Origin of the sequence: Streptomyces sp. NPDC059861 (assembly GCF_042731435.1) — a bacterium.
In the GTDB taxonomy this organism is placed as follows: domain Bacteria; phylum Actinomycetota; class Actinomycetes; order Streptomycetales; family Streptomycetaceae; genus Streptomyces.
In genome coordinates this window covers 1-24508 of sequence record NZ_JBHWJQ010000065.1, presented here as the reverse complement: position 1 = coordinate 24508, position 24508 = coordinate 1, and the positions used below count along the sequence as shown (strand labels likewise).

The window sequence follows — 24508 nt, the reverse complement described above, 5'->3', positions numbered from 1 at the left end:
GGGTAATGCGGCGGCAAGCCGCCGCATAGTGAATGGCTCCGCTGACGCTCCGCCAAATTCCCGCGCAAGCGCGGGAATTGAATTCCGCAAGCGGAATTCTGAAAGCAAGTCAATTCGCGCAAGCGCGAATTGAGGGCACCCGCGCAAGCGCGGATGCCAAGGCTGGCAGCACGGGGAGGGTGCATCGCGCTCGCGCCCGTGTAGCGTCTGGGAATTCCATCCACCACCCCCACAACAAGACTGACGGACCATCGGCCCGGCAGGTGCCGGCCACGCGGTGGAGACGGGTTCCGCTGCGCTCCACACGAACCCCTCCCGCAGCTCACACAACTTCAGAAAACGCTCACCAACTCTCCTTCAGCATATGCTGCATTGAGCGCAGTCGAACTATGCGTCACCTCAGAGTTGAGTTGATGCTCAGAGTGGTGCATCACGAGTCTCGTCTGTGTAGAGTCTGGGTCCAGATACCACAACCGGTGCCGCGTGGATGGGGAGACGCTTCGCTCCCCCATCCATACCTCTATTTAAGAAGGAAAACTTATGAACCAGTTTCTTTCCACCCTAGCCGGAAAGGTTTCAGCGGCACTCATTGCCTCGGCGCTAATCTTTAGTGCCTTGGCTTTCCCGTGGTGGCTTTTCTCGGATGGTAAGCACTTTGACCTCGCGGTGGGCGTATTGCGGGGGAGCAGCATATTGGCCCTGATAGGACTAATCGTGGCTCTACAGAGTCGCGCGGAGACACGGAAGAGGGAGGGAAAGGAAAATCGGCCGAAGTAGCTGATCTCTCTTCCTTGCCGCTGCACCGGCCGTGCGTCGCGCAGCGGTACGAATGGGGTCTCCCGGCACTCGTCTTGGACGCCAGCCTCCGCGGCGCGGCGTAGGTTGGCCCGGTACGCGACGCCAGCACGGAGATAGACGGGGGGCGGGGGTCATGGCCGGGATTCGGCTGCGGGATCATCAGGTCGAAGCTGTCGCGGCTGTCGTGCGCGGCTTGGACGTGCCGCCCGGCGGGATCCCGGCAAACGGCCTGCGGGGCCAGGTGCACGCGGCATGCGGGACGGGCAAGACCATCATGGCCGCGGCGGCGGCGAAGCGGCTGGTGCCCCGCGGCGGGCGTGTGCTGGTGGTGGTGCCGACCCTGGACCTCCTGTCCCAGACGGTGAAGGCGTGGCACGAGGTCGGGCACAGGGGGCCGGCGGTTGCCGTGTGCCCGCTGCAGGACGATCCGGAGTTGTGGAACCTGCGGGTGCGCTCCACCACCAACCCCGTGCAGCTCGCGCTGTGGCACGGAACGGGGCCGGTCACCATCTATGCCACCTACGCGTCGTTGGGGGTGCTGGCTGAGGCGTTCGAGGGTGTCTACGGGCAGCAGCTGGCCGCGATGGATCTCGCGGTGGTGGATGAGGCGCATCGGACGTCGGGGTCGATGGGGAAGGCGTGGGCGGACATCCACGATCAGGACGTCATTCCCGCCTACCGGCGGCTGTACCTGACGGCGACGCCGCGGATTTGGGAGGAGCGCCTCAATCGCGAGGTTGCGGAGGGGGTGCGGGATCCGCTGCCGCGGGAGATGGCGGCTTCCATGGACGACGAGAAGGTTTTCGGGCCCGTCCTGTACAAGCTGTCGCTTGCGTCGGCCGTCTCGCGTGGGCTGCTGGCGCGGTATCAGATCATCGTGCTGGAGCTGCAGGACCCGGTGGTCACGCCGGAGCGGCTGATGGGTGAGGAGCGGCGTAGCGAGGAGGTCCGTGGGCAGCGGATCGGGGCCCTGCAGGCCGCGCTCGTGCAGACGATGGCCCAGCATGATCTGTCGACGTGCATCACCTTCCATCACCGGACGATGGAGGCGCAGGCGTACGCGGAGGGGTTGGAGCGGGTGGCGGCGAAGCTGCACGCGAATGAGCCGGAGGTGTATCCGAGGCGGGTGTGGGCGGACTGGCTGTGCGGCGAGCACCTCCCCCAGCGCCGGCGGGAAGTCTTGGGCTCGTTCGGGGACACGGGGCAGCGGGCCGTGCTGTCCAACTGCCGCGTCCTGGGGGAAGGCGTCGACATCCGCGCCGTGGACTCCGTCGCCCTCCTTGACCCGAAGGGGGCGCCGCACGACATCGTCCAGGCCATCGGCCGGGCGCTCCGGCAGAAGCCCGGACAAGGCAAACTCGCCTCACTCATCGTGCCGGTCTTCCTTCAGCCCGGGGAAAAGCCGGAGGACATGTTCACCTCCGGCTCGTACCGGCCGCTCGTGAAAGTGCTGGAGGGATTGCGGGCTCATGATGAAGAGGCCGTCGAATTGCTGGCGATTCCTCAGGAGCCACAGAAGGACGTCGCGCAGCCATCCGAATGGAACGGAACAGCGCCGGAAGAGGGCGAGGAGGAATCCCGTCTGCTGCTGCGTTTTGCTGCTCCTCGGGATCCGGTGATGGTCGCGCAGTGGGTGTCGTTCAACGTGATCGACACCGAGCGGCAGGACTGGGCCCGCGGCTGGGCCAAGCTGAAGGAGTACGTCGAGCGCGAGGGCCACGCCCGCGTCCCCTACGGACACCGGGAAGGCGCGGCACCGCTCGGACAGTGGGTGGCAGAGCAGCGACGCGCGTACGGAGCCGGAGAGATGAACGGCCAGCGCGCCCGCAGGCTGGAGCAGCTGGGCATGGTCTGGTCGGTGGCGGATGAGCGGTTCCAGGAGAATCTCGCGGCCGCCCGCGCGTACTACGAGGAGCACTGGACACTGTGCGCGCCGCGCACGGCCACGGCTCTGGACCGGCCGATCGGGCAGTGGCTGTCCAACCTCCGCCGGCCCGGAGCGCTGGATGGTCATCCCGAGTGGGAGCAGGCGCTGCGGGAGATCGACCCGGACTGGAACCCGGCCTGGCCAGCCGACTGGCAACGCCACTACACCGCACTACGCGAGCTCGTACGCGACGAAGACGGCCAGACCAACGTCCTACCCGGCGTCACCGTCCACGGCATGGACATCGGCAAGTGGCTCGCGAAACAGCGTCAACCGGCTGTCTGGGCCGGGTTACTGGACGGGCAGCGCGCTCTTCTGGAGGCTCTCGGGGTCGTGCCGCTACCGCCGGAGCAGGAAGCGCCTGCCAAGGCCTCTCAGGGCGCCGTGGGCGCGTTCGAGCGGGGTGTTGCGGCCATGGCCCAGTACAAGACCCGCACCGGCTCTGTGACGGTCTCCAGAAGCCACGTGGAAACGGTCGTGGTCGACGGCCAGGAGCACGCGGTGAAGCTCGGGGTCTTCTTGTCCAACGCCAAGACCCGGCGGGCCAAGCTCACACCGGACAAGCTCGCCGCACTCGCCGCACTCGGACTCGAATGGGCGGCGTAGGGATGTCCGGCCGGGCAAGTGCATATATCTGATCCCGAGAGCAACAGCGACGTATTGTGACGCTGTGAAGAGAGCCCGTTGGTCCGCAATCTGCGCATGGATAGCGTGGTGGGCGGTTGTCACCGTCGGATTTTGGCTGCTTGGCATGGTTACGGATCAGTCACAGGGCCTCGTAGGGTGCGCAGCGACTGCTGGGCTTGTGATCGTCCTGGGTGAGCTTGCTTACCGCCTGCGGCAACGCCGGAATGCCAAATGCGCTGGTTTGACGGCTCAAGCCGACGAAGAGCCAGGCGCTGCTTGGCGCGAGCGGGCAGGGTGATGGCCGTGTCCCTCTTTTGCGAGATGCCGGGCATGGACAAGCTCTCCACCCTTGGGTTGGAGTGCGTGAAGGAGTGACGCTTACGGCGCCCTTCGTTGAGCAGGCCACTCCATATACCGGACTCCGGGGATGTCATGGCTGCCCCCCGGGGCCCGTGGTGCTCCAGGAGCGGCGACTGAGCTCGCGCAGCGACTGCGTCACAGTGGTTCGTCCAGCACTTCCTGCACCGCTCCCATTACTGCCTGTCCGTCCGCGCCGAGCCCTCGCGCCTGCGTCACGAACAGCCGTGCCAGTTCCGCCAGCCGCGCTGGATCCGGACCAGGGGGAGCTACGGCGGCCAGTGGAGCCACGCGTGTGCCCGCTCCCCGGCGTGTCTGGATGAACGATGCCGATTCCAGTTCGCGGTAGGCCCTGGCCACCGTTCCCGCCGCCAGGCCCAGATCGGCTGCCAGCTGGCGTACCGTCGGCAGCCGTTCCCCCTCCGGGAGCCGGCCGGAAGCGATGAGAGCGGCCATCTGCGCGCGGATCTGTTCGTAGGGCGGGACGTGGCTGGCAGTGTCCACGTGAAGGAGAGGATTCGTCACCGGCGTACCCGGGCCTTGGGTGCGAGCACCGTGACGATGGACCATGACACCGTGACGAGGGCGATCAGGGCCGTGAGCCACAGGATCCCGGCTCCGATGCGGCCGAGGATCCCGTCGCAGGTCGTGCCCATCAGAGCGCCGGACATGGTCGAGGCAATGCCGAGCAGCAGCGCGGACACCAGCAGACCCCACGCCGCGACAACAGCCAGTGAACGGTCCTGACGGCTCTGGTCGTCGCCCGGACGGCGGGCGATCCAGGTCAGCGACCACACGCAGACAGCCGCGGCGCCAGCAACGCAGGCAACGACGGGCAGGCCGTACAAACCACCAGGCCATGCCCCAAGGGCAACGAAGCCGCCGTCCTGGCAGGTGAAGGTCAGAGAATCTCCCGCGCGGCTGCTCTCGCCCGGCCCGACGAGGACGGCTGCCACGACCAGGAGGACGACCAGCAAGCCCGCCTGAATGACGAGGAACGGAGTCATCCGCGGCGGCACGTAGTCGCGAACACGGCGCGGCGTCAATGCTGCAGTGCGGACCGTGCCCCGAGGGCGGGCCGTCAGCAGGTCACCCGCCAGGACCCCGGCAACCGCGCACAACCCGAAGACGAGGACCGCGTACAAAACGCCGACGTCTCCACCGGTCTCCCAGGCGTTCCCCACGAAACGAGCAGCCACGACTCCGGTCAGCACACCCGCCCAGCGGCACCAGCGGTCGGCCGCCGACGCGGACGACACTGCGCCAACTCCACTCATGGCTCCCCAACAACCCCAGCTTGTATCAGACAGTCAGTACAAGATGGGCCACACGCACGCTTGTGTCAAACGATTGACACAATCTAGCCCGACATCAGCCATCCATAAGGCCCTCGGGATCGCGCCGAACGCCGACTGGAACCCGGCATGGCCGGCCGACTGGCAACGCCACTACGCGGCACTACGCGAACTCATACGCGACGAAGACGGCCAGGCCGACGTCCTACCCGGAGTCACCTTCCACGGCATGGATATCGGCAAATGGCTCGCGAAACAGCGCCAACCGGCTGTCTGGGCCGGGTTGATGGACGGGCAACGCGCCCTTCTGGAGGCCCTCGGGATCGCGCCGCTGCCGCCGGAGCAAGAAGCGCCCGCCAAGGCTCCTCAGACCGCGTTTGAGATCTACTGGGATGCCAGCCATGCGGTGTACCAGTCGTGGAAGTCCGGTCCTGAAGTCAGGCCGCCCCAGGACTGGTCGTCGAGCCAGATTTGTCCGGCGTTTCTGCCCGTGATGACGAGGCGAGAAAAGGTGCCGCATCCGATCTCGCCGAGGACCAGCGTCCCCGCGACCGAGTAGTCGTTGTCGCCTCCCCTGCCCGGCCCCGGCCAGTCCGTGGTGTGCGAGAACGGCGTGGCTAGGAAGCCGACTCGCAGGCACTCGGCCCGAAGGTCGTGCAGGGCCTCTTCGTCGTCTGCTTCCTCCCCCAGACCCAGCAGCCCGTAGTCCGGTCCCGCGCCGCCGCCAGCGACCGTGCTCAAGAAGTTCCGGTAGGACACGGGAAGAGTGACACCGTGCAGTTGCTCAAAGGAGCGGATTACCGCCTCCGACAGGGGCGGATGCAGCCGGTATTCGTGGTGAGAAGCGCCGAAGCGGTGGTGTTCAGGATCGTCCCGGGCCATGGCGGCGAGCCGAGCGCGCACAACGGCACCGTTCCAGGTCCCGCTCGGGTCGGCGGCGTCAGTGGTCACGCCCGAACCGTATCTTCGTCCGGCCCCACCCGGATCAATGGCCTGGAGCCCGAGCGTATGGCGGGACTGCCGCGCGTGAGCCGGCGGACCATGATGCCGATCATCGCCCAGCGGATCATGGTCTCCGACCTGGCCGGGCTGGTCTCGTAGTCCCGGGCGAGGCGACGGTGAGCGTTCATCCACGAGAATGTGCGCTCAACCGCCCATCGCTTCGGCTGGACCTGGAAGCCCCGCTGGTCAGGGGCCTTGTGGACGATCTCCAGTTCGCGGCCGAGGATCGTGGCGGTCCAGTCGACCAGACGGCCAGCGAAGCCCTGGTCGGCCCAGATCTTCTTGACACCCGGGTGGTCGAGGCGGGTCCACAGCAGTGAGCGTTTCGCGCCGTCGCGGTCCTGGATGTTCGCGGCGACGACATGGACGGTCAGCAACAGGCCGAGGGTGTCGGTGACAATGAGCCTCTTGCGGCCTTTGACCCTCTTGCCCGCGTCGAAGCCCCTACTCACGGCGGGGACGGTGTCGGCGGTGCGGACGGACTGCGAGTCGACCAGCCCCGCGCTCGGCTCGGCGTTCCGGCCGTCGGCCTCGCGGACCCGGCCTCGAAGTGCGTCGTGAATCCGCTCGACCGTGCCGTCGTCGTGCCACCAGGTGAAGTACCAATACACGGTCGGCCAAGGCGCGAAGTCCTTTGGCAACTGCCGCCAGGCGCAACCAGTCCGCACGACGTAGAAGATCGCGTCCACGATCCGCCGACGTGGGTGCTTCTCCCGCCGTCCGCCCTTCGGCCCCACCCGCGCCGGCGGGAGCAATGGCTCCACCAGAGCCCACTGCTCGTCCGTCAGATCGGATGGATACCCACCCCGAGGACCACTCACGAAGGGCTCAACGACCGTCCCCGAACAGGGGCACGCGAGATCTCAAACACGGTCTCAGAGCGCCGCGAGCGCGTTCGAGCGGGGTGTCGCGGCCCTCGCGCAGTACAAAACCCGGACAGGCTCCGTGACGGTACCTTGGGGCCACGTGGAAACGGTCGTGGTCGACGGCCAGCACCCCTTCAAGCTCGGGGTGTTCCTCTCGAACAGCAAGACCCGACGGGCCAAGCTGCCGGCTGACAAGCTAGCCGCACTCGCCGACCTCGGACTGGAGTGGGCGGCGTAGTGGATCGGGGTGGCCGAGCCCGGGCATCGTGAGGGCGGCTAGCCGTGATGACGGCCCCGAGGGCAGCGCTTCATGTCGGCCATGAAGGCGGCGATCTTGTAGTAGGCGAAGGCGCCGTCGCGGGTGTTTTCGTGCAGCCGGGCGGCTGATGGGCCAAGCGCAGCAGGTGGCCCGCTTCGGGCACCTGGACGTCGGCTGCATCCCGTGGGGCAGGCATGAGCGGCTCGGCGAGACGTCTGGCGTGGGCTTGGCCGGGGTCGCGCTACCGGGCCGGTGTGCCTGGGGATGGCGATCGGCGCGCTGGCTACCGGGCGGGCCTGGGAACTCTCAGCCGTCGGGGCCTCGCTACGGAAGCGGTGGGCGTCCACCGCCCCGGAGTCCCACTGCTCGCCTTCAGAGCCGCAACACAAGGTCCCGGGCTACCGACTGGCCTGATCCTTGATCCAAGCGTTGGATCGACAAGAGGATCTGAGCTGCTTGAAAGACGGTTAGAGATCAATTTTGGACAGATTAGCCTTCAACCATTCCACCCTACGTCCCGGACTCCAATGGGGGCTTGAGTCGCCGAGGATCCATGCGCTGGGAGCAAAGAAGTCCACAAGGTGACAGCTCTTCTTCCTCAGGGCGCCTTGACACTGGTGACCTACGAGGCCGAATCGTCTTGATTCATGACGTGATGCACTTATTGGCACACATAAGGAGTCACACCTTCCCGTGGAGTTGTGTCGCTAAAGCTCCGGCCGCCCAGAGTCGATCGCACGTCCGCTCGGGGAGCGAACCGAAGCTCCAAGCATGGTCAGCGAGCACTGTACAGCGGGCCATTTCATGCCATTCCCTTAGATGACGCTCGCCCGTGGAGAGATGACTGATCTTGGCGTCCACACGTTGCTGGATCGCTGTCCTGAACATATGTTCCAGTCGGTCCTGGATCTTTCATCGGAGCCAGATGGAAAACGCACAGCGAGAGTTGTGCCCACACTGAACGGGATGACATGAGCATGACAACTAAGCGGGCGGGGCTCGTAGCGGCAGCCGCTCTGGCTGCGGCTTTCACCCTGGCACCTCCGGCCTCCGCCGAGGGAAGCTGGAGCAGTTCCATATCCAACTGGCTGGGCGGTAACGAGTCCCGACGCTGGGCGGACAACCACGGCGACTCGGCCAGCACGACCGTGGGTTTCTCGGGCTGCAGTTTCGGGGGCCCCAGCAGCGCGACCCTGGAGCTCGATCGGGTCAGAGACCTTCTTCCGGACGTGAGCCACGGCCAGAGGAGTAACAGCTGCAACACGGTGTCATGGGGCGAGATTCAGACGAGCGGAGACTTCTACTTCATCTACATAGGCTCCACTAGGCTCAGCGTCAACAGCGTCGTCACCCGTTACTGACAGCAATAAGACCCGTCGGCGGCCCCCGGCTCCTCCGGGGGCCGCCTCCCGTGGAAGTCGACAGAAGGCCGGAATGACCATCCATATCTCGCGCTGCTCTTTCGGATACCGGCGCCGGGATCCTGTCCTTGAAGACCTGACGCTCGAGCTGCCGTCAGGATGCGCTGTACTCCTCGGGCCGAACGGCGCCGGGAAGTCGACGCTGCTGTCATTGCTGGCATCCGCGCGCAGGCCCCAGGCGGGCAGCGTGATGCTCGGCGACCTCGACACCCGCAGGCGCGGTGATCTGAAGCAGTACCGGCAGCAGGTCGGCTGGCTGTCGCAGCAGGTGACTCCCGTCCCGGGGCTGCGGGTCAGGGAGCAGGCGGCGTACGCCGGCTGGCTGAAGGGCTTGTCGAGGCGGGACGCATGGGACAGGTCTCTGGATGCGATCAAGCAGGTCGGGCTGGGGGATCTGTCTGAACGCTCCGCCGCCCAGCTGTCGGGAGGCCAGCTGCGGCGTCTCGGTATCGCCCAGACGCTGGTTCACTCGGCCCAGGTGGTACTGATGGATGAACCGACCGCCGGTCTCGACCCGACGCAGCGCAGGGTGTTCCGCGCGCTTCTCGACGGTCTCAAGGACCGGGCGAACTTCGTGGTCTCCACTCATCAGACCGAGGATCTGGCGCACAGTTACGACACGGTCATCCTCCTCGATCAGGGACGAATCCTCTTCCAGGGGTCCACTGCATCCTTCCTCGACCTCGCACCCGGCCAGGTCGCGCAGGAGCGCCGGGCCGAGGCCGCGTACGCCGGTCTGGTCAAGGAGGAGGCGTAAGCATGCCGTGGCACATCATGTTGCGGGTGTCCGTCGCTCCCCGCATCGGCATCCTCCTTGTCGTGTGGCTGTTCGCGTACAGCGGCAACGTCACCGAAATGGTCACCGGCGGATACTGGGAGTCGGTCGCCGCGCAAAGCGCTTCTCTGCTGGTATGGACAGCACCGGCAGTAGCGGCCTGCGGCGCCTGGGAGGGGCTGCGTGTCCGCCGGTCCCAGGCCCTTCAGGGGGCGCCGGCACGGACCTTCATCGGCGTGTCACTCGCCGCCCTGACCCCCACGCTCATCATGGGCGCACTTGCGGTCGCGCTGGCCCTTGGCCTGCTCCTTCCCCAGACCGCAGGCGGTCCCAACCGGACCGTCGCGGCGGTACTCGGTATGGAAATGCTGGTGATCGCAGCACACACCGCCGTCGGATACGTCGTCGGGCTCAGCCTGCCCCGAGTGCTGGCCGTTCCCGTCGCTCTGGTGGGCAGCTTCGTATGGATGGCCTATCCGGCGGCGGTTAACGTCTTCTGGATCCGGCAGCTGAACGGCACGAACCTCGCCGAATGCTGCTCGCTCGACCAAGTAGCGGCACCCCGCAGTATTCTCGCGCCCGCGCTCGTTTCAATCGGTCTGCTTCTGGCCGCCCGACTGGTGACCGTACGGCAACCGGGCCTGCGGATCCTGGCTCCTATTGCTCTGGCCGTTGTGGTGGCCGTCTCGGCGTGGATCGTGCATCCCCTCGGCTACAGCGCGGCCGAACCTCGCCCCACCGCTCTGCGTACCTGCTCGGACACACAGCCACAGGTCTGCCTCTGGCCCGAACAGCACAACGCGACCACGGACGTCATCACGTGGGCGACGGATGCACACACCCGTCTGGCTGCTCTCGGTGTCACCACCGCCCCGGAACTGTCTCCGCGGCCCTCCACGCCAACGTCCTACGACATTCGCTCTCTTGTCGCCACCAGCGCTCTGCCGCATGACATCCCCGACTGCGCCAAACACGGTGAGTGGCCGGGAAGCCGGGCTCTCGGACCGCTCACAATCTGGCTCGCCATCACCGCCGGAGCGGACCGCCGAGTCGTCACAGCCAGCTATGCACCGGACGAAGCCACCGTCGCCACCCGCGTCCTCGAACTTCCCCGGCAGGACCAGCGGGCCTGGTTCCAGCAGAACGCGGAAACGCTCACCCGGTGCGACCTACAGCCCGTCCTCGACCCCACACGTTTCTGAGCCCGCCACCACAAGCCGACTGATAGAGAGAACACCTCATGGACTGGTGGCTTCACGTCCGCCGGGTACCCGCAGCCTGCGCCGCCCTCGCCGTGTGCCTGGTACTCGGCACCGTCGCCGACTCCATCCAGGTACCGGTGCCGGTCGTGGTGGGCGGGCTGTCCTTCTCGTTCCCTCTGCCGTTCCTGCTGCCGCTCGCACCCGTGTGCCTCATCCTGTACGGGCAGTCCCGAGCAGACAGCGCGATCGAAGTGACGGCTGTACGGCCTGTAAAGCTATGGGACACCGCGTTCATGTCGGCCTGCACCACACTGATGCTGGCCGGAGGCTGGCTCGTGTCGTACACGACCGGCCATACCCTCGCCGCAGGCATGGCCCGCAACTTCCTGGGCTACCTCGGCCTCGCCTTGCTGCTGCGTATCTTCACCAGCGCTTATATCGCGGCTGCATGCATCACTCTCTTTCCCGTCGCCTGCGCGGCTTTCGGAGTCCGCCACGGTGTTCCCGCGCCATGGGCATGGCCCCTCCATGAGCCCAACCACCTGCCGGCATTCGTCGGGGCCACCGTCCTAGGAGCCGCCGGACTGGCCGCTTCTGCTTTCTCTCGGTCCGTTGGCAGCCTGGCCCAACCGTCGCAGCAATGACCTTATGAGCTATCGCAGGTGACGCCGTGGCGGTGCATCCGCCGTCGGTATGCGCTGGCGACGAACTCGGCTACATGGAACTCGACCAAGCACGGCGCCGAGCTGCTGTTCCAGGTGCTGACCGAACGGGAGGAAAAGAACAGCGTCGCCATCGCCTCCAACGAGTCCCGGCAAAGCGCACACGTTCCGGCGAACCCGTGCGAGGTGCTGCCTGAACAGCACGGGTTCAAAATGGATGGGCAGGCCGCCAGACGGGACGTAGTCTGCTGGCTGTGACGGTGAGATATGTGTTGGACGGCAGCCAGGTCAGGACGCTAGAGGACTTCTGGCGGGTTGCCGGCGAGAGCATCGGCTGCGGCGGTTACTTCGGCCGGAACCTCGATGCATTCGCTGACTGCCTCCGCGGTGGCTTCGGGACACCTGACGACGGCGACTATCTGATCGAGTGGCGTGACCACGAAGCCTCCCGTCAGAATCTCGGATACCCCGAGACCGCGCGGCAGCTTGAGCTGATGCGCGGGCGGTGTCATCCGACGCATAGGTCCAGCATGGGAGCCATGCTCGCAGAGGCCCGTGCCGGACGTGGCCCGACCGTCTTCGATTGGCTGGTCGAGATCATCGAAGAAGAGCTCCCGGGCGGGCTGAGTCTTCGCTAGCCGACCACTCGTCAGAGGGCTGGCCATCGGCCCTCGTGGACGTGGTCGGCGAGAGATCGGGGCGGCCTGCGGGTCCACGAAGGAAGCGCTGGCTCTTTTGGTCTCATAACACCGCGTCCGCCACATACGCATCGCTTCTGCCGCTGCATGCCTCGACGGCCAATCGCCCTGACGGGCGGCTGGCCGTCCCGCATTCCTCTCACTCGCTCGGCAGTGCCGTCATTTCACTTCGACACTCGCGAGCCGGCTGATCGACAACTGGCTCCAGAAGCGGTCGACAATCGCTGTTCTTGGAGATGAACGAAGCCAGCGGGTAGAAGGACTGGGCGTTCGGGTCGGGTTCGGACTTCAGCAGCTCCGTCAGCTGGGCGCAGCCGGCCAGGGCCCTTGCGGTATGGCGCCTTTCTCGCAGATCGGGCACCACGCGATCCTTCCGCCACGGTCCAGGAGCGCAACACTCCGTTGGTGAGCGTCAGCTGGCTTTGAGGGGTTGCCCGGCTGCGTCGTATACCTGCCCAGTCACGGCGCTGACGCTGTACATCTCGACCGCTGCCTCCTCCTGCGAGTCGTGACTCTCTCCGTTGCTGGGCCATGTCGTGTTCACAAGCCAGTTGGGCTGCCAATTACCGTCTACCTCGACCGCTTTTACGGTGACCGCTTTGGTGCTGAATTCCGCGCCAGTGTTTCCATTGGCTTGGAGTTGCGCCATTACCGCCTTGTTCACTGCCTTTTCGGCCTGCCCGGCGTCAAGCTTGGCTTCGGGGAGGTTCACCTGGGTCGGGCCAAGGGTGACATCAATCTGAGATACACGCCCGGCCCTGTCCACCTGGACGTCCAGCATCCTGGGCATCAGAACGCCGTTGTGAGTCCATCTCCAGTTCGTGATCCAGCCAAGTTCGGCCTTTTCGCCCACGGGGAATGTTTCGCTCATGGTCGCGCTCATCGCCCACGGATACTTTCGCTGGGCGTACGACTCAGCGATTTGAGAGGCTGCTGCATCGGTAGACGGGGCTTTCGCTCCTCCCACCGGGTAGCCCATGACAGTGGGCCGGTCGCTGTTCTCCAGTTGTACGGTCAGGTGCTTCTTGTCCGGCCAGGAAAGGCTGCCGCTACCGAAGTCTTGGGAGTGCCCCTTTTCGCGGCTGAGCAGGATGAAGATGATGTTGGTGCAGGGGGAGTCACCACACGGCTGCTCGTACTGCTTACCGATCTTGTATCGGTCGCCGAACGCCTCCCTGACGGCGGTCTCAACGGCCTGCCTCTGGTCGGAACTTGCGTCGACGAGACTGCTGCCATCCACGTTCGTGAAGGCGAGCATCGGACGCGCCACTCCCGAGCCCAGGAGGAGCAGCGCCGCGAAAGTGATCAGAGCGCCCTTGACGCCCGCCTGCCAGGCGAGCGAGTGGCGGATGGTAAGCAGAACCGCTACAACGGCGAGCCCGATCAACCCGCCGATGATGTTCATTTCGGCGTCCGAGCTGTCACAAACGCGCCCCAGGCCGTTGACGGTGGCCTGGGTGAATTCGATGGCCAGGGGCAGCGCGATGACACCGACCAGGACAGGCAGCGGGCGGCGGACGGCCAGGAGTGCGCAAGTGCTCACGGGCACCATCATGGCGAGGTTCCACAACCCTTGCGTGGTGTGAAAGGGCTCGGCGAACTGATGGTTGAGGACGCACACGCCGCTGGCCGAGCCGCCGCCCATGAAAGTGACGCCGAGGACCCCGGTGAGCGTGAAGGCGAGCCCGGACCACCACACCCCGTGAGGGTTCCCCCGCTTACGGGCGAGCGTCCATGCTGCGCCGCCCAGAACGAAGCCGATCAATGTGCACACGGCCAGATAGCCGACATGGTGTTGAAATATGGCGGAGAACACGGCGCGGTTCCTTGCGTGATCATGTCGAGGAGAGCGGGACAGGCAGAGGGGGCGGCCCCGCCTTGGTAGACGGGGCCTGTGGGGGGCTCTGGTTCAGCAGTGCGAGGCCGGCGTCTGGTACGTGCCGCCGCTGTACTTGAGCAGGCCTATCGTGCTGGTGCAGTAGGCGCTGGCCGACAGCTGCCACGTCTGTCTCTTCGTCGTGCCCGAAGCGATGGAGACGGCGCTGGCGTAGTGGCTGGTCCCCGAGCGCGAGTAACCGAGCTGGGCGGAGATGGTGGATCCCCCCGACTTGTAGTACTCGGTGCTGACGATGCCGCTCGAAGACTGCTTAACGGCCAGAATGCCGTTGGACAGCGAGGTGCACCGCTCCATGGGCTCGTTGGTGGAGGTGTAGCCAGAGCTGTCACAGTAGGTGACGGCTGAAGCGGTCGGTGCACCGAACATGACAGATCCGGCTGTAAGGGCAAGGACCACGAGGGCGGTGTTGGCGATACGGCGCATGAAATCCCCTTCAATGTAGTGCACATGCCAACTCTCTTGTACGAAGAGTGCAGCGCAGGCGGAACATGTGGTGATTAGTTGATCACGCAGCGATCGTCGCGTGGAGATCATTTCGAGCCAGACCCTGGTCTGGGCTGTGGGGTGCCGTTGGGCAGGTCGCGCAAGCCGGTGGCCCGGGCGGCGGCCCGGATGGTCCTCGGCCCGCGCCGACGAAGGCACCGACAGCAACACCTCCGCCAGCGCGGTCCTGAACGTTCTGACACCCCACTCCGGCCTCCGGTGGGCGAGGCTGCGCGGCACCGCAGGCGAGTTCCCCAACGGGGTGGTGGGTGGTCCGTTTCACTACGCTGAACGCCTTCGCACCGCGGGAGGTTCGGTTGGTACGGCGGAGCACGCTCGGGCAGGACTTCCGACGGCTATGGGGCGCCTACGCGGTCAGCGCAGCGGGCAGTGCCGTCGGCATGGGGGCCTTGCCGCTGATTGCCCTCCTGGTGCTGGATTGCTCGGCGTTCCAGGTCTCGGTGCTTGCTGCGTTGTCTGCGGTGGCCAGTGCGGTGATCGCTCTGCCTCTCGGGGTGCGGATCGAGCACGAGTACAAGCGGCCGGTCATGATCACCGCCGATCTGGCCCGCTGTGTGATGCTGGCGAGCATTCCGGTCGCCATGGCTTTCGACAGCCTCACCTACACGCAGCTGTGTGCCGTCGGCGTTCTCCAGACGGCGGCATCTGTCGCGTTCGACGCGGCGAGCGGGGCGCATCTGAAGGCATTGGTCCTGCCCGAGCACCGCCTTCGTGTCAACAGCCTGTTCGAGACGACCAACTGGATCAGCGTCAGCGCCGGCCCGCCCGTCGGCGGGCTTCTGATCGGGGCACTGGGCGCGGCCGCCACGATGGTGGTCGACGCCCTGTCCTTCCTCGGATCGGCTCTGGGTATCCGTCGCATCCGGCGGCCTGAACCCGCGCCACCGGCACGCGCCGCCACCTCTGGCCTGGGCCGTGACATCGCGGCCGGCTGGCACTACCTCCTGCAACACCCAGAACTGCGCCCGCTGTTCTTCAATGCGCTGCTGTTCGGCGGATCCGTCATGATGGCCTCACCGCTGATGGCCGTCCTCATGCTGGATGAGCTCGGCCTGGCACCGTGGCAGTACGGACTCGCTCTGGGGCTGCCGTGCCTGGGAGGCGTGCTGGGCTCACGCCTGGCCCCGCCGCTCACCCAGCACTTCGGGCAGCGTCGCGTGCTGCTGCTTTCCGGTGTTGCCCGCACACTGTGGACGATCCTGCTGCCACTGACCCCCTCCGGCGCCCTCGGCGTGTCCGTCATCGTGGCCGCCGACTTCGGCCTGCTCTTCTCCGCCGGGGTCTTCAACCCGTCGTTCACCACGTATCGCATGGCGGCCACACCCGACGCCTTCATGTCCCGCGTCGGCACCTCCTGGTCCGTCGGCGCGAAAACGAGCCAGGCCACCTTCATGATCGCCGGTGGCCTCATCGCCGCAGCAGCAGGCGTACGCGGCGCCCTGCTCATCGCCGGCCTGCTCTGCATGGCAAGCGCGCTGCTCCTGCCATGGCGCAAGACACGCCTCTCCACCGGAAACGCTCCAGCACCCCCGACACAAGCGGTTCCATCCCCGGCAACGGATAGTCCATCCACGTAGCGACCTCGCCGGACCGTTGCGACGCGAATGGACGAGTGAACTGCGATCACAAAGTCGGCCGCCTCGGAGCAGTGAGCAGAAGCCACTCTCGCGTCTCGACGCGCTGCAGTTCGTGCGACGCGTCTTAGAGGTCCTAACAAAGGCGTTGGACGTGTCGGTGGGTGATGAGGCAGGTTGCGAGGCCGAGGAAGGCCTCGTGGATGTCGTCGCGTCGTTCCCAGCGGATCCGAAGGCGGCGGAAGCCGTGAAGCCAGGCGATCGTGCGCTCGACTACATAACGGAAGATGCCCAGGCCGCTGCCGTGTTCTTGGCCGCGTTCGGCGATGACCGGGCGGATCCCGCGTGCCCGGAGCAGGCGGCGGTACTTGTCGTGGTCGTAGCCGCGGTCTGCGAGGAGTGCGTCAGGGCGGCGTCGGGGGCGGCCGACGCTGCCGGCCACGGCTGGAACCTTGTCGAGCAGAGGCAGGAGCTGGGTGACATCGTTGCGGTTTCCGCCGGTCAGCGACACCGCGAGCGGGATGCCCTGGCCGTCGGTGAGGACGTGGTGCTTGCTGCCCGGCCGTGCGCGGTCGACCGGGCTGGGACCGCTTTTGGGCCGCGCCGAGCCGCCCGCACGTGGGAGGAGTCGATCACCGCCCGCGACCAGTCGAGCTGCTTCGCCGCCCGCAGCTTCTTCAGCAGCACCAGGTGCAGTTCGTCCCACACGCCGGCCTCGTTCCACGCGGCCAGCCGCCGCCAGCAGGTCATCCCCGACCCGAAGCCCAACTCCTGCGGCAGGTACTCCCACTGGATGCCGGTGTGGAGAACGAACAGGATTCCGCACAACGCCTGCCGGTCCGGAATCCGTGGCCGGCCCTCCACCAGCTTCGGGCCCGGCTGCGGCAGCAACGGCTCGATGAGCGACCACAGTTCGTCCGAGACGATCCACGGACGCGACTCCCTCTTTCCCACGACCAGACCAACGAGCAACCAAGCCGACAGTCACATGATCAACAGCTTCTGTTAGGACCTCTTAGAGCAGCAGGCCCTGCGGCAGCTGCGGCTCATCGACGGCTGGACCCCCGATGATGCATCAGCAGGTAGCGAGGAGAGCGGCCAGGATGCCTGCTGGGTCGTGCAACACATGGGCACCGTCGGTGACAACGCGATGCGTTCCACGATCGACGGGATTCGTCTTTGCCCACGTAGGAGAGCCGATGCACAGCTCGACTTCCAGGCCAGAGGCTGTTGCATAGCGCCGTTCTGTGATCGCTCCCCACAAGCGGGTCCTGATCGGTTCATTCAGCTTGAGCTCGACAGCCCAGGCATCCTCATGGAGATACAGGGATTCATCGGTGGTGAGCAGCACCACATCGATGTCGGAGTCGGGCCGCGCAGTGTTGCGGGCACATGACCCGACCAATAGCAGCCCAGCGACATCTTCCCGGCTCTGCGCCCAGCGTGTGATCCGGTCGATGACCTCGCTGATCTCAGCAACCCTTCCCGCCGACAGCGAGGTTGGAAGCTCAGATGGCTGTTCGTCGCTGCTCACGCGTGTTCCCCTCCTCGTCCTGACCTTCACCTACCAGTTCATCGGATCCGGCGACTGTTCCTGGCTGGTTCAGCGGGAGCAGATCACGCTGACGAGGGTGAACGATGCGTAGAACGGTCCCTGCGGGAGGCTGGCGAACCATCGGTGGCCGCGGTTTTGGTCGATGCGGCCTTCGTTGATGGCTTGGTGCATGTTGCGGCCGAGTCCCAGAGTGTGGTCCGCCTCCTGGAAGTCGGTGAAGACGGGAGTCGTGGCGAGCACGGCTTCGGTGCGGAAGCCTGCCTGTTCGGCGAGGCGGGCGAGGCTGCGTCCGATGGTCGCGTTCCGGACCACTTCGGCAGTGGTGTAGCGGGTGAACGCGCGGCTTGTCTCAAGGTCCTCCGCGTCGACGATCAGGGTGTCCCAGTCGGGTTCGGCCAGGCCGATCCGCGCGCCTGGCCTGGTGGCGCGGTAGAGCTGCGCGAGAGCTTGTGCGGGTTCGGCGACGTGCATGAGGACTCGGTCGATCTTGGCCCGGTCGGCCGTGCCAGGATCGACGGGAAGGGCGTGTGCATCGCCTTCGCGGAGCTCCACTGCGGGTATGCCCTTGGTGCGTTCGCGGGCCCGGGCAAGCATCGCCGGGTCACGGTCGATACCGATCACCGTGCCGCTCTCACCGGCCTGTTCCGCCAGCGCAGGCAAATCGGTGCCCGGACCGCACCCCACATCCAGGACGCTCTGGCCCGGCTGGATGTCCAGCAGATCGAGCAACTGCCGCTTGTACGCACGGCCGGCATCACCAGCCGCCGCCCGCAGCATGTAGGCAGCCTGATCAGGCCGGGACACACCAAGAGCCGAAGACATGCCAGCCAGTCAAACACCCCCCGTTCCAGGCGGCCACGCTTCTGCGGAACATCCACGAGCCTGGCCACCTGGAAGCGCACTGAACGCGTGAGGCTCCGGGGCCTCTCCTCGAACGGCGCGATCGCGCCGTACTCACCCCCGGCAGAGTCCGGGCGCTGGCGAAGGTGGGGCTGGACTGCGTTCAGGTGTGAGGGGTAGTTGACCGCACGACGGTCAGGCCGCACCGGTATGGCTCGTCGAGTTCGCCGTCGGGGAAGACGCGAGTCAGCGCGGTGTCGTTCATGTCGAGGAGTGCGGTCCGCTCGTGGGCGTCCATGACCGCGAAGTACGAGTGGGTTGCGAGGTTGCGGGTGTGTTCCCCAATGGAGATCCGCCGCGACCAAGAGAGATCTCACGGGTAGCCACGTGGACCGGGAACGCGGCGAACAGATCGGCCACGGTTGCCGGGTAGTTACGGGTGAAGGGCGCCAGCCGGGCATCCTCCGCCGCGACCCACGGGACACGCACGTCGGCCTGGTTCCACCACAGGGCCAACACACCGTGCGGGCGTAACACACGAAGCGCTTCGGGGACGGAATGGACCGGGTCGGTCCAGTGCCAGGCCTGGGCGTAGGTGATCACGTCGAAGCTGTAGGCGGCGAAGGGCAGACGGTTACCTTCGCCCCGGACCAGAGGGGCTTCCGGTTCGGCCGCGCGCAGCTTGGCAGCCATACCGGCGCCCGGCTCCATGGCCACGACGCGGGCACCGCGAGCGCGCATCAGCCGGGTAGCGATACCAGTGCCAGCTCCGCAATCGAGAACATCGGCACCCAGCAGCGGCCGGCCGGCGAGTTCCTCCAAGGCATCGAAGAGGGCCGGCGGGTAGTCCGGGCGGGCGGCAACGTACTGCGCGGCAACAGCGTCGAAGGACAGAGCGCGGGCTTGGTTCGCGTGAGAGGCCACGCCTGCGATCTTTCCGGGTGCCGTGAGCAGTTGTCAGCGCTGCGCGGAGAATTCCGTTCGCCTCAAATCCTGCCCAGCAGGCACAAGCCCCTGCCCCATGCCCCCGTTACCTTCTAGACGGCCTCGATCTTGAGGCTCCCGGCCTTCTGGCCCGGCATGACTATGTCCCCCTGTCGACCATGACCCGGGGGGTGGTGTCACCGGGCCGGGAGGCGCCGGTAGATCGCTGATAGGGGCAGGAGCGCCGGTTTGCCGGCAACGCTCTTCGTAACGTGGTTGCCGGATGTCGGCGCCGTGCCTTGGCCGGGAAGAACGAGCCCTCCCAGGAGGAGTGAAGTGATCGACACCCGCGACGTCGCCGTGTTCCTCGGCCTGGACGTCGGCAAGGGCGAACACCACGCCACCGGCCTGACACCGGACGGTAGGAACGTGGTCGACAAGCCGCTGCCCAACAGCGAGCCGAGAATGCGGGCCATGCTCGACAAACTCACGGCGAAGTACGGGAAGGTCCTGGTCGTGGTCGACCAGCCGGCCTCGATCGGCGCCCTGCCGCTGGCCGTCGCCCGGGACGCGGGCTGCGAGGTCGCCTATCTGCCCGGCCTGACGATGCGGCGGATCGCGGACCTCTACCCCGGTGAGGGCAAGACCGACGCGAGGGACGCGGCGATCATCGCGGACGCCGCCCGCACCATGCCGCACACGCTCCGCTCGATCGAGCTGGACGACGAGACCATCGCCGAACTTCACATGATCGTGGGCTTCGACGACGACCTCGCGGGTGAGGTCACTCGGGTCGCCAACCGGCTGCGCGGCCTGCTCACCCAGATCCATCCGCACCTGGAACGCGTGCTCGGCCCGCGCATCCAGCACCCGGCCGTGCTCACCCTGCTCGAACGCTTCGGCTCCCCGAAGGAGATCCGCAAGGCCGGACGGCTCCGGCTCGTCACGCTGCTGCGGCCCAAGGCGCCCAGAATGGCCGAGCGCCTGGTCGAGGACATCTTCACCGCGCTCGACGAGCAGACCGTCGTGGTCACGGGCACCGACGCGGCCGCCGTCATCGTGCCCAAGCTCGCCAAGAACCTCACCGCACTGCTCGACCAGCGCAAGGAACTCGCCGCCGACATCGAGGAGCTGCTCAAGTCGCACCCTCTTTCCGAACTCCTGACGTCGATGCCGGGGATAGGCGTCAGGACCGGAGCCAGGATCCTCATCGACGTCGGCGACGGCGCCGCCTTCCCCACCGCCGGACACCTCGCCGCCTATGCCGGACTCGCCCCGGTGACGCGAAGATCCGGGTCCTCGATCCGCGGCGAGAGCCCGTCCCGCAGAGGCAACAAGCACCTCAAACGCGCCTTCTTCCTGGCCGCGTTCGCTGCCCTGTCCGATCCGGCCTCCCGGGCCTACTACGAGCGGAAGAAGGCCGAGGGGAAGCGGCACAAGCAGGCCCTGATGTGTCTCGCCCGCCGCCGCGTCGACGTCCTGTTCGCCATGCTCCGCGACGGCACCTTCTTCGAACCCCAAGCCATCCCCCAAGCCGCCTGAAACATCACCAACCAACCGACCCGCCCCTTGACGAAAGAGACAGGGGCACCCCCCGGCGGCGAGCCTGAAACATCGACACCAGAATCGACGGCGTCACATACTGATCCTCGTTCAATTCTGACAACGGGGTCTTCTGCGTCCTTGCCTTCCAGGACAGCGACTCTGCCGCCGTCACGAGGGGGAATCGCAGTGAACGCACCTACGCCGTCGGCTGTTTGGGCGATCGGCGAGACCGTCGACGGCCGGTACCGTGTGATCGGTGAGCTCGGTCGGGGCGGGATGGGCGTCGTGCACCGGGTACGGCATCTCGCCTGGGGCATCGACCTGGCGGTGAAGAGTTCGCGGCCCGAGCTGTTTCGTAGCCCCGGCGATCAGGAGCTGTTCGTCAGGGAGGCCGAGGCGTGGGTGTCCCTCGGGCTCCATCCGAACGTCTGCGCCTGCCATTACGTGCGGGTGATTGACGGTGTCCCTCGCGTGTTCGCCGAGTACGTCGACGGCGGCAGCCTGGCCGAGTGGATCGGCGGCGGGCGGCTCCACGCCGGGGATGCGCGGCAGGCCCTCGCCCGTGTGCTCGACACGGCAGTCCAAGCGGCCCGTGGGCTCGAGCACGCCCATCGCAGAGACCTGGTGCACCAGGACGTGAAGCCAGCCAACATTCTGCTCGACGGCACGGGGGCCGCGAAGATCACCGACTTCGGTCTCGCCCGGTCCAAGGCCACCACGGCCCCGGCTGACCTCCAAGTGGCGCCGGGCGTCAGTGTGTTGGCTCCGTCCGGCGGCATGACGGTCGGCTACGCGTCTCCGGAGCAGCTCGCGGGCGAACCTGTCGGGCGGCGCAGCGATGTCTACAGTTTCGCGGTCTCGGTCCTGGAGATGTTCACCGGCGGTGTGCGCTGGGCGGCTGGTTCGGTCGCAGGTCTTGCGCTGGAGGAATACCTGGCCGACCCCTCGAATCCGGTCGCGGCGCCGCCGGAAGTCGCTCACCTGCTCCGGCGCTGCTTGCGGCAGAACCCGGCTCACCGGCCGGCCTCGATGGCGGACATCGCGGATGTACTGACCGGGATCTACGAGCAGGCGACCGGCTCGGCGTATCCGCGTCCCACGCCGCAGGCCGCCGATCTGCGCGCCGACGAGCTTAATAACCGTGGCCTGTCCCTCCTCGACCTGGACCAGGCCGCCGACGCCGAGCAGGCCTTCGGCCAGGCGCTCGCGGTCGACCCGCACCACGTCGGGGCCGTGTACAACGGTGGCCTGTTCCGGTGGCGTACGGGGGCGATCACCGATGTAGAACTCGTGGCCCGGTTGGAGGCGATCCCGCGCGGGTCCGGCGCGTCCTCCTTGCAGGTGCAGCTGTTTCTGGCCCGGGTCCACCTCGAACGCGGCGACCTCGCGGCGGCACGCGACTTGCTCGACGCCCTCGCGCGCGAACGGCCCGACGACACCGACGTACGGGCGGCGCTGCAGGTGGCGGCCTCAGGAACCGCGGCCGACGCCCGCCACACCGGCACCCGCGAGTTTCGCGAACCGTTCGCGGTGCCGTTCGCGCCGGTGAAACTGCTGGCCCGGCACGAGGTGATGGGCTACCTGCCGATCCGGTTCACTCCCGACGCACGCCTCGCGCTGAGCGGCCACTGGGACGGCGTGCTCCGGCTGTGGGACACGGCGACCGGCGCACAGCAGTCGGCAGTCAGGGGCCACCGCACGCAGGTGCTCGGCGTCGACCTCACCCCTGACGGCTCGTACGCACTGTCCACGAGCCGCGACGGCACGGTGCAGTTCTGGGATCTCAGAGCGGGCAGGTGTACCCGCGTCATCCACTCCGCCGCCCGCGCCACGGGGTGCCCGGTCAGGTTGAGTGCCAACGGGCGCATCGGTGTGTGGCAGGGCGTGGACGGGCGCGTCCAGGTCTGGGAACCGCGAACCGGGACCTGCCGGTGGTCGCTCGGGGAAGCACTCAAGGACGGCGCCCTGGACGGCTCGCAGTACGAGGTGAGCGCCGACGGGCGCCATGTGCTCACCGCCGAGGAAGACGGGGCGCGGCTATGGAGCGTGTCCGATGGCCGGTGCCGGGTGCTGGCCGCTGGCTCGGCGACGCATGCGCTGTGCTTCAGTCCTGACGGGCGGATGGTCGCGGTGGCCGGCGAGGACCGGGGGATCCGGTTGTGGGATGTGGGGGACGGCCGGCAGGTCCGTACGTTGCGTACATTGACGGGGCTGACCGCCGCGGCCGGTCACCTGGCCTTCGGCGACAGTGGGCGGCTGCTGCTGTCCGGAACGACCGGCGACCACACCGTTCAGATCTGGGAGCTGGGCAGCGGCCGGTGTCTGCGGACCTTCACCGCCCACCAGTACGGAATGCACCACGTCGGATTCCCGGACAGCGACGACCGGTTCGGCTGCTCCGTCGGCGGGCATCCCGAACTGCCCATGCATCGTTGGCGGTTGCCCGATACCGCATACGCCGCCGAGCCGCACGTGATCAAGCCGCGCGAGTACGCGGAGGTCAGCCGACTCAACGGACTGGCCGAGGAACTGCTCGCCGACGCACGCCAGGCGATGACGAACGGCCGACGCCGGTCAGCCTTCGGCCTGTTGACCCGCGCACGGGAGATACCGGGATACGAGCGCGCGCCTCAGGTCCTGGCCGCCTGGCACGAACTGGGCCGCTCGGCGCGCCACGTACGGCTGCGCTCCGCCTGGTCGCGGCCACTGGACGCCGGCCACCTCTCCTTCGGCGCCATCACGGCAATCGGTGTCGCCGCGGGTGTCCGGCTCGCCGTCAGCGGGCAGAGCGACGGCACCGTACGGATCTGGGATCTGGACAGCGGCGCGTGCACGCGCGTCCTCGACGATCACCAGGGCAGGGTGGGCGGGGTGGCGTTGAGCGACGACGGCCGGCACGTCCTGTGCGAGGGCACCAAGCCACTCGCGATCATTCGGCGGCGACTGGCGGACGGCGAGTGCCGTCGGCTGACTCCGGACTGGGACATGAGGCGGACCATCAGGTTCACCGGCGACGGAAGGTACGCCTGGCTCGGCGGCGGCGACGGTGTCCTGCGCCGATGGGACTTGGACGACGACCGCTGCGTCGCGACGATCAGCCGGAACGGCCCGGTCAACGTGATCTCCATGTCCGCGGACGGACGGCTCGCGGCGGTCGGCGACAGCAACGGAGTGGTCCGGCTGCGGGATCTCGATACCGGAGCCTGCCTGCGGACCTGGACCGGCCCTCGGGAACCGATCCTGTCAGCGTGCCTGAGTGCCGACGGCCGCCTGGCCATGTCCACACACCAGGTCATGTCCTCGGGCGCCAAGGACGAACCGATCCGGCTGTGGGACGCCGGTGCCGAACGCTTGGTACGCGAGTTCGCGGGGCACGAGGGCTGGGTCTCCGCCGTGCGGTTCACACCCGACGCCCGGTTCGTCTTCTCGGCCGGCCACGACAGAACCGTACGGATGTGGGAGGTCGCCACCGGCCGATGCCTGCACGTGCTCGAAGGGCACCAACAACGCATCCGGCACCTCGAACTCACCCCCGACCTCCGCAACTTGGTCTCGGCGGGAGACGACGGCATCCGGCTCTGGGACCTCGACTGGGAGCTGGCAGCCGACTGAGCGGAGCGGGATACGTACTGTCCGACGCAGCAGACGGCACGCTCACGTTCACCGTCTCATCCCCCGAAGCCCTCGTTATCTTTTTCGCGGTCCTGCAATGGGGCCGCTGGCCTCCGGGCCCGGTATGACTGTGTCCCCTCTGTCGAACGGATGACCTGGGGGGTGGTG

18 protein-coding genes and 4 pseudogenes are annotated in these 24508 nt (G+C 67.0%); 11 read left to right on the top strand and 11 right to left on the bottom strand.

Going from position 1 to position 24508, the window contains the following annotated elements; all coding sequences use genetic code 11:
• Window positions 1-931 precede the first annotated feature (931 nt).
• Window positions 932-3331, top strand: coding sequence for a Helicase associated domain protein (locus ACFV6X_RS34490; protein WP_385390267.1), 2400 nt, complete (start codon window positions 932-934; stop codon window positions 3329-3331).
• Window positions 3332-3847: 516 nt separating this feature from the next.
• Here ACFV6X_RS34490 and ACFV6X_RS34485 read toward each other — a convergent pair.
• Window positions 3848-4234 (bottom strand): GntR family transcriptional regulator, encoded by a 387-nt coding sequence (locus ACFV6X_RS34485; RefSeq protein ID WP_385390266.1) that lies wholly within the window; start codon window positions 4232-4234, stop codon window positions 3848-3850.
• On the bottom strand, window positions 4231-4968 hold the full coding sequence (locus ACFV6X_RS34480; RefSeq protein ID WP_385390265.1) for a hypothetical protein: 738 nt from the start codon (window positions 4966-4968) through the stop codon (window positions 4231-4233). The genes ACFV6X_RS34485 and ACFV6X_RS34480 overlap by 4 nt, the downstream gene beginning before the upstream one ends.
• A gap of 16 nt (window positions 4969-4984) precedes the next feature.
• On the opposite strand from ACFV6X_RS34480, the pseudogene ACFV6X_RS34475 reads away from it, so the two are divergent.
• Window positions 4985-5314: pseudogene (locus ACFV6X_RS34475) on the top strand (helicase associated domain-containing protein); the annotation flags it as partial.
• Window positions 5315-5388: 74 nt separating this feature from the next.
• On the opposite strand, the gene ACFV6X_RS34470 reads toward ACFV6X_RS34475, so the two are convergent.
• Together ACFV6X_RS34470 and ACFV6X_RS34465 are read right to left on the bottom strand one after the other, a co-directional pair.
• On the bottom strand, window positions 5389-5955 hold the full coding sequence (locus ACFV6X_RS34470; protein ID WP_385390263.1) for an SMI1/KNR4 family protein: 567 nt from the start codon (window positions 5953-5955) through the stop codon (window positions 5389-5391).
• Entirely contained in the window at window positions 5952-6827 is an 876-nt protein-coding gene (locus ACFV6X_RS34465) for an IS5 family transposase (protein WP_385390261.1), read from the bottom strand. Before ACFV6X_RS34465 ends, ACFV6X_RS34470 begins: the two co-directional genes overlap by 4 nt.
• A gap of 61 nt (window positions 6828-6888) precedes the next feature.
• Here ACFV6X_RS34465 and ACFV6X_RS34460 point away from each other — a divergent pair.
• The 6 genes and pseudogenes from ACFV6X_RS34460 to ACFV6X_RS34435 form a co-directional block, all read left to right on the top strand.
• Window positions 6889-7110 (top strand): annotated as a pseudogene (locus tag ACFV6X_RS34460) (helicase associated domain-containing protein); the annotation flags it as partial.
• 1455 nt (window positions 7111-8565) lie between these two features.
• The gene (locus tag ACFV6X_RS34455) at window positions 8566-9309 is read left to right on the top strand and encodes an ATP-binding cassette domain-containing protein (RefSeq protein WP_385390260.1); all 744 of its coding nucleotides are present in this window, start codon (window positions 8566-8568) and stop codon (window positions 9307-9309) included.
• Window positions 9310-9311: 2 nt separating this feature from the next.
• Window positions 9312-10529 carry a hypothetical protein gene (locus tag ACFV6X_RS34450; RefSeq protein WP_385390258.1) on the top strand — a complete coding sequence of 406 codons (1218 nt, stop codon included), beginning with the start codon at window positions 9312-9314 and terminating at the stop codon, window positions 10527-10529.
• Between the two features lie 38 nt (window positions 10530-10567).
• Window positions 10568-11173, top strand: a complete 606-nt coding sequence (locus ACFV6X_RS34445; protein ID WP_385390256.1) for a hypothetical protein — start codon at window positions 10568-10570, stop codon at window positions 11171-11173.
• 59 nt (window positions 11174-11232) lie between these two features.
• Window positions 11233-11341 (top strand): annotated as a pseudogene (locus ACFV6X_RS34440) (ATP-binding protein); the annotation flags it as partial.
• Window positions 11342-11445: 104 nt separating this feature from the next.
• Complete coding sequence (locus ACFV6X_RS34435; RefSeq protein ID WP_385390255.1) at window positions 11446-11829, top strand: barstar family protein; 384 nt, start codon at window positions 11446-11448, stop codon at window positions 11827-11829.
• Window positions 11830-12028: 199 nt separating this feature from the next.
• Here ACFV6X_RS34435 and ACFV6X_RS34430 read toward each other — a convergent pair whose 3' ends face one another.
• The 3 genes from ACFV6X_RS34430 to ACFV6X_RS34420 all read right to left on the bottom strand — a co-directional run bounded on the left by ACFV6X_RS34430 (window position 12029) and on the right by ACFV6X_RS34420 (window position 14233).
• Window positions 12029-12250 (bottom strand): hypothetical protein, encoded by a 222-nt coding sequence (locus tag ACFV6X_RS34430; protein ID WP_385390254.1) that lies wholly within the window; start codon window positions 12248-12250, stop codon window positions 12029-12031.
• 51 nt (window positions 12251-12301) lie between these two features.
• The gene (locus tag ACFV6X_RS34425) at window positions 12302-13705 is read right to left on the bottom strand and encodes a VanZ family protein (RefSeq protein WP_385390252.1); all 1404 of its coding nucleotides are present in this window, start codon (window positions 13703-13705) and stop codon (window positions 12302-12304) included.
• A gap of 93 nt (window positions 13706-13798) precedes the next feature.
• Window positions 13799-14233: a hypothetical protein gene (locus tag ACFV6X_RS34420; protein ID WP_385390250.1), complete on the bottom strand. Its 435-nt coding sequence runs from the start codon at window positions 14231-14233 to the stop codon at window positions 13799-13801.
• Between the two features lie 353 nt (window positions 14234-14586).
• On the opposite strand from ACFV6X_RS34420, the gene ACFV6X_RS34415 reads away from it, so the two are divergent.
• Window positions 14587-15867, top strand: a complete 1281-nt coding sequence (locus tag ACFV6X_RS34415) for an MFS transporter (RefSeq protein ID WP_385390270.1) — start codon at window positions 14587-14589, stop codon at window positions 15865-15867.
• A gap of 133 nt (window positions 15868-16000) precedes the next feature.
• Here ACFV6X_RS34415 and ACFV6X_RS34410 read toward each other — a convergent pair.
• From ACFV6X_RS34410 to ACFV6X_RS34395, 4 genes and pseudogenes are all read right to left on the bottom strand, one after another.
• A protein-coding gene (locus tag ACFV6X_RS34410) for an IS5 family transposase (protein ID WP_385390269.1) occupies window positions 16001-16791 on the bottom strand; the annotation gives its coding sequence in 2 pieces (ribosomal slippage) (window positions 16001-16461 and window positions 16461-16791; 792 coding nt in all).
• A 148-nt stretch (window positions 16792-16939) separates the two neighbouring features.
• Window positions 16940-17398, bottom strand: coding sequence for a nucleotidyltransferase domain-containing protein (locus tag ACFV6X_RS34405; protein WP_385390249.1), 459 nt, complete (start codon window positions 17396-17398; stop codon window positions 16940-16942).
• Window positions 17399-17467: 69 nt separating this feature from the next.
• Entirely contained in the window at window positions 17468-18196 is a 729-nt protein-coding gene (locus ACFV6X_RS34400; RefSeq protein ID WP_385390248.1) for a methyltransferase domain-containing protein, read from the bottom strand.
• 226 nt (window positions 18197-18422) lie between these two features.
• A pseudogene (locus ACFV6X_RS34395) lies at window positions 18423-19183 on the bottom strand (class I SAM-dependent methyltransferase).
• A 336-nt stretch (window positions 19184-19519) separates the two neighbouring features.
• Between ACFV6X_RS34395 and ACFV6X_RS34390 the strand changes: the two are divergent.
• Window positions 19520-20725 carry an IS110 family transposase gene (locus tag ACFV6X_RS34390; protein WP_385390246.1) on the top strand — a complete coding sequence of 402 codons (1206 nt, stop codon included), beginning with the start codon at window positions 19520-19522 and terminating at the stop codon, window positions 20723-20725.
• A 189-nt stretch (window positions 20726-20914) separates the two neighbouring features.
• Window positions 20915-24340, top strand: coding sequence for a protein kinase (locus ACFV6X_RS34385; protein WP_385390245.1), 3426 nt, complete (start codon window positions 20915-20917; stop codon window positions 24338-24340).
• Window positions 24341-24508: the final 168 nt, after the last annotated feature.